At 54.2% G+C, this 6,969-nt stretch carries 6 protein-coding genes and 1 pseudogene; all 7 read right to left on the bottom strand.

The window, feature by feature from the left end:
* On the bottom strand, window positions 1–1,459 hold a 1,459-nt coding region (gene ltrA, locus V6C07_RS07750), incomplete at its 3' end, for a group II intron reverse transcriptase/maturase (protein ID WP_333535795.1).
* Between the two features lie 592 nt (window positions 1,460–2,051).
* A pseudogene (locus tag V6C07_RS07745) lies at window positions 2,052–2,261 on the bottom strand (FlmC family protein); the annotation flags it as partial.
* 216 nt (window positions 2,262–2,477) lie between these two features.
* Window positions 2,478–3,197 carry a plasmid SOS inhibition protein A gene (locus V6C07_RS07740; protein WP_000116348.1) on the bottom strand — a complete coding sequence of 240 codons (720 nt, stop codon included), beginning with the start codon at window positions 3,195–3,197 and terminating at the stop codon, window positions 2,478–2,480.
* Entirely contained in the window at window positions 3,194–3,628 is a 435-nt protein-coding gene (psiB, locus tag V6C07_RS07735) for a conjugation system SOS inhibitor PsiB (RefSeq protein WP_000845928.1), read from the bottom strand. The genes V6C07_RS07740 and psiB overlap by 4 nt, the downstream gene beginning before the upstream one ends.
* Before the next feature lie 54 nt (window positions 3,629–3,682).
* Window positions 3,683–5,641, bottom strand: coding sequence for a ParB/RepB/Spo0J family partition protein (locus V6C07_RS07730; protein WP_000117171.1), 1,959 nt, complete (start codon window positions 5,639–5,641; stop codon window positions 3,683–3,685).
* A gap of 65 nt (window positions 5,642–5,706) precedes the next feature.
* Entirely contained in the window at window positions 5,707–5,940 is a 234-nt protein-coding gene (locus V6C07_RS07725; protein WP_000005990.1) for a DUF905 family protein, read from the bottom strand.
* Between the two features lie 56 nt (window positions 5,941–5,996).
* The gene (locus V6C07_RS07720) at window positions 5,997–6,536 is read right to left on the bottom strand and encodes a single-stranded DNA-binding protein (RefSeq protein ID WP_061351996.1); all 540 of its coding nucleotides are present in this window, start codon (window positions 6,534–6,536) and stop codon (window positions 5,997–5,999) included.
* Window positions 6,537–6,969: the final 433 nt, after the last annotated feature.

The raw sequence follows: 6,969 nt of genomic DNA, 5'->3' as shown, positions 1-6,969 counted from the left end.
GATGGGATTTCTTCCATGAGTAGTCCAGCCTTCTTTCGAAGTATGTGTCCCACTCGGGATCATATGGATTTGCCGCTCCCTTTATTTTTATATATCGATTAATATGGATGTCGCTGGCCCGGGACAGAACATATTTCCTGCCCTCCGGATCGACTCCATAAAATCGACCATGACACATTTTTATTGTCGTGTGGTACTTACGGAAAATCCATCTCCGGCCTTTGCCGGGATGTCTCCTTCTGCACCACTGCCAGATTTTGCGCCAGATTTGGTTGTCGACATAGTTAAATGTCTCGGCCGATGCTACATGTTGGTGATAGTTTGCCCACCCGGTGATGATTGGATTAAGCCGACTTATTAGCACCCATGCAGGAACCGTTCGGTTACCTTCAATAGTCTCTCTGATCTTGCTAAGAAATTGTTTAACGTTTTTCTTGGCTGGTCTGATTATGAGTTTTCTACCGAAGCGTCGGACGTGCTGCCCAAGAAAATCAAATCCGTCCGTAATGTGAGTGATGACCGTTTTCTCTTCGGATAAAGTCAGCCCTCTTTCTGCAAGAAATGATTTCACCAACGGAAGAACATTCTCTTCCAGAAGTTCCTTCGACTTTCCGGAAATGATGAAATCATCAGCATACCGGACGAAGTGAACCTGATGTTTCCTGAATATTTTTGACCGTTTCGAACCAAAGCGATTTTGCAGCAGTATTTCCAGTCCATCCAGGGCCATGTTTGCCAGAACTGGAGATATGATTCCTCCCTGGGGGGTACCCGAGAGAGTTTTGCTGAATATGCCTTTTTCGATGATCCCAGCTTTCAACCAATTACGGAGTATTTGCTTGTCCATAGGAATATTTTCAAGCAGCCACCGGTGGCTAATGTGTTCAAAGCATCCTTTAATATCGCCTTCCAGAACCCATTTCGAGGCGTTCCGGGAACTATACATATTACACACCTGTTGAATGGCGTCAGCCGTACATCGTGCTGGTCTGAAACCATAACTGTTGTGATCTGCATTAGTTTCCGATACAGGCTCTAATCCCAGCAGGTACAGGGCTTGCATTGCCCTGTCAAGCATGACGGGAATTCCTAATGGTCTTTTCTTGCCATTAGATTTGGGTATAAAAACTCTTTTTAGCGGTAGGGGCTTGTACCCTTTTCGCCTGAGTTTAAATATCGCTTCCCATTTTGATGCTGGAGTACTCCAGATTTGGCCATCCACTCCGGGGGTTTTACGCCCGCTATTTTCCGTAACTCGTTTCACCGCCAGTGCTCTGGCGCTGAATGAGCGAACCAGCAGTCGTTGCAGTCTACCAACTGTACGCCATTGCTGGTTACATGCCGCCTTTGCGATTCTTGTCTGTATGGTTTTAACGTGTTGATGGCATTTCTTCCAGTTAATGGAATGCCAACCTTTTCCGTTGATGACCGCAGTTACATTGTTAGATGTAATTTTCATACATGTCATCCAAAGAAACCTTCGCAGATGTTTCGCAATTAAAGACCAGATGGAAGTCAGCACGGTTTCCCGTTAAGGCAAATGTTGAACCTCTATCCGCACGATTACAGTCCGGCTTTCGCTTTTTCCATCCTCCTTTACCCGCATTCTCATCAGTTTGCCTTACAGTGCACCTGCCACTAGGGCGAGAATTCGGGCTTACCAAGTTCCGGCCAACATACAAAGAGTGGGTTAGGTTCTGTCTATCCGCCGGGGGAGTTGTTGTCCATGTATTCCCATTACGAACAGGAATAGCCTTACCCCTTACCTTTTGGTGCAAGCCTGTCAGCATCTTTGGCTTGTTTCATGTCACGACGTTTAACGACAGTTCACTGTGTTAACCATACCACCCAGCCTAGCGCTTTCGCCGCATGATGCTTGCAGCGATCAGATCTTCTCACGATTTACTGAAGCAATATTTGCTAAGCTACATTGTCCCGAGGGCTTCAGACAGAGCCGTTACCAGCCTTGCCTGCCTCAGTAGGCTACAACTAATGGAATAGTTGGTTTTGTATAAGTGATTTATCAAAACAATATGTTGGACGACTTCTTGTCGCACTCGTAAGCCATGAAAGCCGCCACCTCCCTGTATCCGTCTCTGTAACGAATCTCGCACAGCGATTTTCGTGTCAGATAAGTGAATATCAACAGTGTGAGACACACGATCAACACACACCAGACAAGAGAGCTGCGTGGTAGTTTCATGGCCTTCTTCTCCTTGCGCAAAGCGCGGTAAGAGGCTATCCTGATGTTGTCTAAGCATGCAGGGGCCTCGTGGGTTAATGAAAAATTAACTACGGGGCTTTTGTCCTTCTGCCACACAACACGGCAACAAACCACCTTCACGTCATGAGGCAGAAAGCCTCAAGCGCCGGGCACATCATAGCCCATATCCCTGCACGCTGACCACACTCACTTTTCCTGAAAATAACCCGCTCATTCAGGCTGTTTACGGGTAATCTGTGTGATTGTTGCCGCATCACGCTGCCTCCCGGAGTTTGTTCGGCACCATCCACCGCTCCATCTCACGGACAGCGTGACCGGCCTCTCTTGCTGCAAGACTGGCTTCCGCAATAACCTGCCAGAACGGCATATCCTGCCACTGCCAGCGTTCCATTCCGGCCAGTGACGGAAAACGCTCGCCCCACTGCCAGAACAGGGTTTCCAGGTCATGCTCTGCCACCCGGTCACTCCAGCGTGCATGCCAGCTTCCGACTGTTTCCGGCGAATGGAATGCCAGTTCGATTTCAGCCTGAGCGACCAGCGCCTGGTACGCACGGGCTTTCTGCTCTGCCTCCCGTGCCTGCTGGCGGCTGTACTTCTGCATGACCAGCGCGGATTTATGGCGACTGCGCTCCCTGACACGAAACCGCACCGACGGAAACAACCGCTCTGCTGCATCACCGGGAAGGGGAAGGAGGCAGACCTCGCCCTGTGTTTCAATCAGCACATCGATGGCATACAGCCACTGAAGACGGTTGCCGTGCAGTTCTTCTGCGGTCAGGGACGGCATGAAAAATCGCAGGTCAGACAGCGATATCCTGCGGCTTCCGTTCAGACAGCGGAAAAACGCCCCCGCATACGGATATTCCGCCAGCGTGTTACCCTGATGGCGGCGTTTTTCTGTCTCCGCCACCGCCCGCCATGCGGCCTGTTGCTCTGTGCTGAGGGGAACCAGTGCCTGTGAACGTACGCTCATACCTGACCTCCTTCCGCCATCAGGATATGGATGATGTCGTTAACGCTGTACCCCTGCGTATCCAGTGACGCCGCCAGTGCCAGTGAATGGCTGACGGCTTCCGATGCAAACCGCCGCTGTACCTGAACCACCGCAAACGGCTCACCACCGGCATTCACCAGAACCAGCACCCAGACCTGAGAGACATCGCCCGGTGAACATAACGCCAGGTGAAAACGTTCGTGGGCAGGCGTGAAACGGACCTGGACGGGGAAAAAGCCGCCAAACTCGCTGCCGTACTCGCCGTTCATCGTCCAGTTATCCGGCGCATCCAGCTCCCGCATCACGGCGTGAGTCAGCTCACGGCGTTCATCACTTCCGGCAGCCCGGATATCTTCATATTCCTGTGCGTTCATGGTCTGTAATACATTCAGGGTCAGTTCAGTTTTCATCACGGTATCTCCCTTGCTGCCGCCCCGTCTCCGGCGGGGCGGTGTGGTTGTTCATCAGGCGGCATCAGCCAGGTTATCGGTACGTTCAGTGGCATCCGTCTGTGGGCGTGGTGCACACATCCAGCCAGGCACCCAGCGGTTGTCTTTCATGTGGAACTCTGCATGTTCAGCCGCATCGCCTTTCTTCATCTTCTCCGCGTCCCGTGCAGCACCGGACAGTCCGGCCTCATTCAGGGCTGCGATAATCTGCGGCTTTTTCAGGTGTCCGAAGAAGTTTGCTTTTGTCGGCTGCCACCAGTCGCGCATGTGGAATCCGATAGCGGTTTCCAGCGGGTCAAGCGGACTGCGTGACGTGTGACCACACTCGCGGGTCTGAACGCCGTGGATGCTGCACGCAGTGCAGAAACTGAGCAGGGATAACAGCACCTCCTGGCTGAGTGACAGGAACGTCGTCATGTCCCGTGACCATCCCTCCGGCAACAGGGCGACCAAACGTGCTTTTTCTGCCATCAGCGCCATGAATGCGGCACCTTCCTTCCCTGACGGCGCATCGCTGGTCAGCGAATAATGTTTACATTCCAGGCTGATTTGTGCTGGTTTACTGTACGCCCCGCTGCCAAACACATTCAGGCAGAGCGTCCATGTCAGCAGTGCCAGAGATTTGTCCGGCTGTTGCATCAGCGCTGCCTGGACTGCCAGCGTGCGCTCTGAGGACATTTTCGTCAGTAGTGGCAGACTGATTTCCTCCACTGACGCTTTTTCCTGCACCTGTTCCGTGCGGTCAGCGTCGTCAGTCACGTCATCTTCACTGCGCAACTGCACACCACGCTGGACACACACATTACCGTAACGCCAGGACACCACCACGCCACTTCCGGCACGCATCTCCGGCGTCCACGCCCTGACCTTCGCCATGCAGTCAATCAGCTTCATTTCTGCTGCCAGCAGGTCAGATTCCTCACACTGGTTTTCCAGCGCGTCGTAACGCATCATCAGTTCGTTCAGGCGTTCTTCTTCTGCCTCCGTCAGCACCGCTTCCGGCTCCGGCAGGTTGCGGTATGCCCGGGAATCTTCACGGCACTCACCGACAGGCTCCATGCGTCCGGCACACCATTCCCAGCCTTCGGCTTCCCGAAGGTGTTCAGCGACAGCCTGGAGTTTTTCCAGCAGGGCGGCATCGAGCGCCACGCAGTCCACATAGCCACCCTCGTCATCGCTGAACAAATCAGTACGCAGTTCGTCAGGTGAGAAAGCATCAGCCCCCACGAAGCGGAATTTAGTGTTGTCCTTCACCGCCACTTCACTTTCCGTAATCAGATTGCGGATAACCCGCACATCCGGTTTACCGCCCCATCCTGACTGGCAGGCCGCTTCAAACACCTGCACCTGACGCGCGGTGTCGTTCTCCAGCGCCAGCGCCTGACAGTGCTCGGTGGTGATGCGGTCTTCTGCCAGCGCATCGAGGATGACAGGCGCAAGGTCTGCCAGTTTCAGCATTCGCTGAACGTGGCGGGGCGAATAACCCAGCAAATCACCGATTTGTGCAGGTGTTTTGCCTTCCTGCGCCATTGCACGGAATCCGGCAATCTGTTCGGCAGGGTGCATATCCCGACGATGACCGTTCTCGGTCATCGATGCGGCAGTCGCCAGCTCCTGCGGAATGACCTTCACACGGACAGGCCAGTCAACCTGAATGATGTCACGCTCTGCCAGCATGTTGAGTGCTGCCAGTCGGCGACCACCTGCGGCGACACCGTAACGGTCACCTGGCAGGGCATGAACAACCAGATTCTGTAACAGGCCGACACCTTTAATGGAGTCCGCCAGTTCGCTGACGGACTCCGCAGAATACGGCACCGTGCGCACATTCAGCGGAGACTTAATCAGCGAGGCCAGCGGCACGCTCACTTCCTCCGTCTGCGCCAGCAGGGCCGACAGGACTGTTTCCTGCGTTTTTGCAGGTTTACGGCTGGATTTACGCTCCGTTTTTGCCTTAGACTCTGTAACTGACATAGTTAGTACCTCCCAAAACGGTAATAATGATTGTCTGCCGGACGCGTTCCCGTCCGGCACCTCTCTTACTTAAGAATCCCGAAATCACGGATGACATGGTTCATCCAGTACCCGGCGCCGTCCTCAAAATTCCAGGTACGCCAGACCATTGCACCGTTATTACGGACAACCAGGCGAAACTGTTCGCCGTGGTCATCCTCGATAAAGACGTTCCGGTACTGTGCGGCAACGGCTTCGGCATGTTTGCGGGTAAAAGGACCGTCAGGCAGTCCCTGAAGTATTCTGAAATATTCGCTCATCCTCATCTCTCCGGTGATGCCCCGCACAGGACGGGGCGGTTGTCACAGTCAGTCGTTCAGAACGGGATATCGTCTGAAAACCCGTAATCGTCACCCTCCGGCGGTTGCGGCTGAGGCTCCGGCTGCGCGGCCTTACGTCCACGGCCTTTCGTTTTTGCGCCACCTTTTTTCGTACCGGCCTCCGCCAGTGGTTCCGGCTGAGGCTGACCGCTGAACTGTTGCCCCTCTTCCGGCTGAGTCTGAGCACCTGCGGCACGTACCAGCATCTGCATGGTGCCCGTGGCCTTAACAAGAATTTCGGTGACGTAACGGGTGATACCGTTATCCTCCCAGCTACGGGTGCGAAGCTGACCTTCGATGTAGACCTGCGCGCCCTTGCGCAGACATTCACCTGCCACTTCCGCGAGCTTGCCGAACAGCACCACGCGATGCCATTCTGTCTGCTCCCGCATCTCCCCCGTCTGTTTGTCACGCCAGCTTTCTGACGTGGCCACCTGCAGGTTTGCCACTGCGCCCCCGTTGGGGATGTAACGGACTTCCGGATCCTTTCCCAGGCGTCCTACGAGGATGACCTTGTTAATGCCACGAACTGCCATGATGTGTCTCCTTCTGTTGATGTTTTCAGCCCCCATCATCTTTTGAGTTTCGGGAGCCGCGGTTTTGACGTTTTGCGGGGACCTGCCTTTTGTTCCCTCCGGTATTCACCATCACCTTTTTGAGAACCTTCGCCGCAAGGGGCATCACTGCCACGGCCTGACACACCTGTCCTGGGCAGAACGCAAAATTTTTTACCGGGTTTTGGGTAAAAAATTTTGTGGGCTGTTCATTTACCCTGGACAGTCAGTGCGGCAGGTTGTGGCTGTATCAGCCCCGGCGACAGGGACTCATACGGGTGTGTGGCACCCGGCAGGCAATGAGCAGGGACCCGCCGCAACGACGTGAAGCGCGGTTTGCGAAACGGCGTTGCCCCTTACATCCCGACGGCCTTTTGCCGGGATGCCGGGAGCGCAGGCCACTGCGCGACAGAGG

Source organism: Desulfovibrio sp. 1214_IL3152 (assembly GCF_036763055.1).
Taxonomy (GTDB): Bacteria; Desulfobacterota; Desulfovibrionia; order Desulfovibrionales; family Desulfovibrionaceae; genus Desulfovibrio.
This window is presented reverse-complemented; position numbering and strand designations above follow the sequence as displayed.

Bases quoted from the DNA above. Each gene is read 5' to 3' on its own strand.
- V6C07_RS07730 (WP_000117171.1), bottom strand. From the start codon at position 5,641: ATGTCAGTTACAGAGTCTAAGGCAAAAACGGAGCGTAAATCCAGCCGT.
- V6C07_RS07740 (WP_000116348.1), bottom strand. From the start codon at position 3,197: ATGAGCGTACGTTCACAGGCACTGGTTCCCCTCAGCACAGAGCAACAG.
- V6C07_RS07720 (WP_061351996.1), bottom strand. From the start codon at position 6,536: ATGGCAGTTCGTGGCATTAACAAGGTCATCCTCGTAGGACGCCTGGGA.
- psiB (WP_000845928.1), bottom strand. From the start codon at position 3,628: ATGAAAACTGAACTGACCCTGAATGTATTACAGACCATGAACGCACAG.
- V6C07_RS07725 (WP_000005990.1), bottom strand. From the start codon at position 5,940: ATGAGCGAATATTTCAGAATACTTCAGGGACTGCCTGACGGTCCTTTT.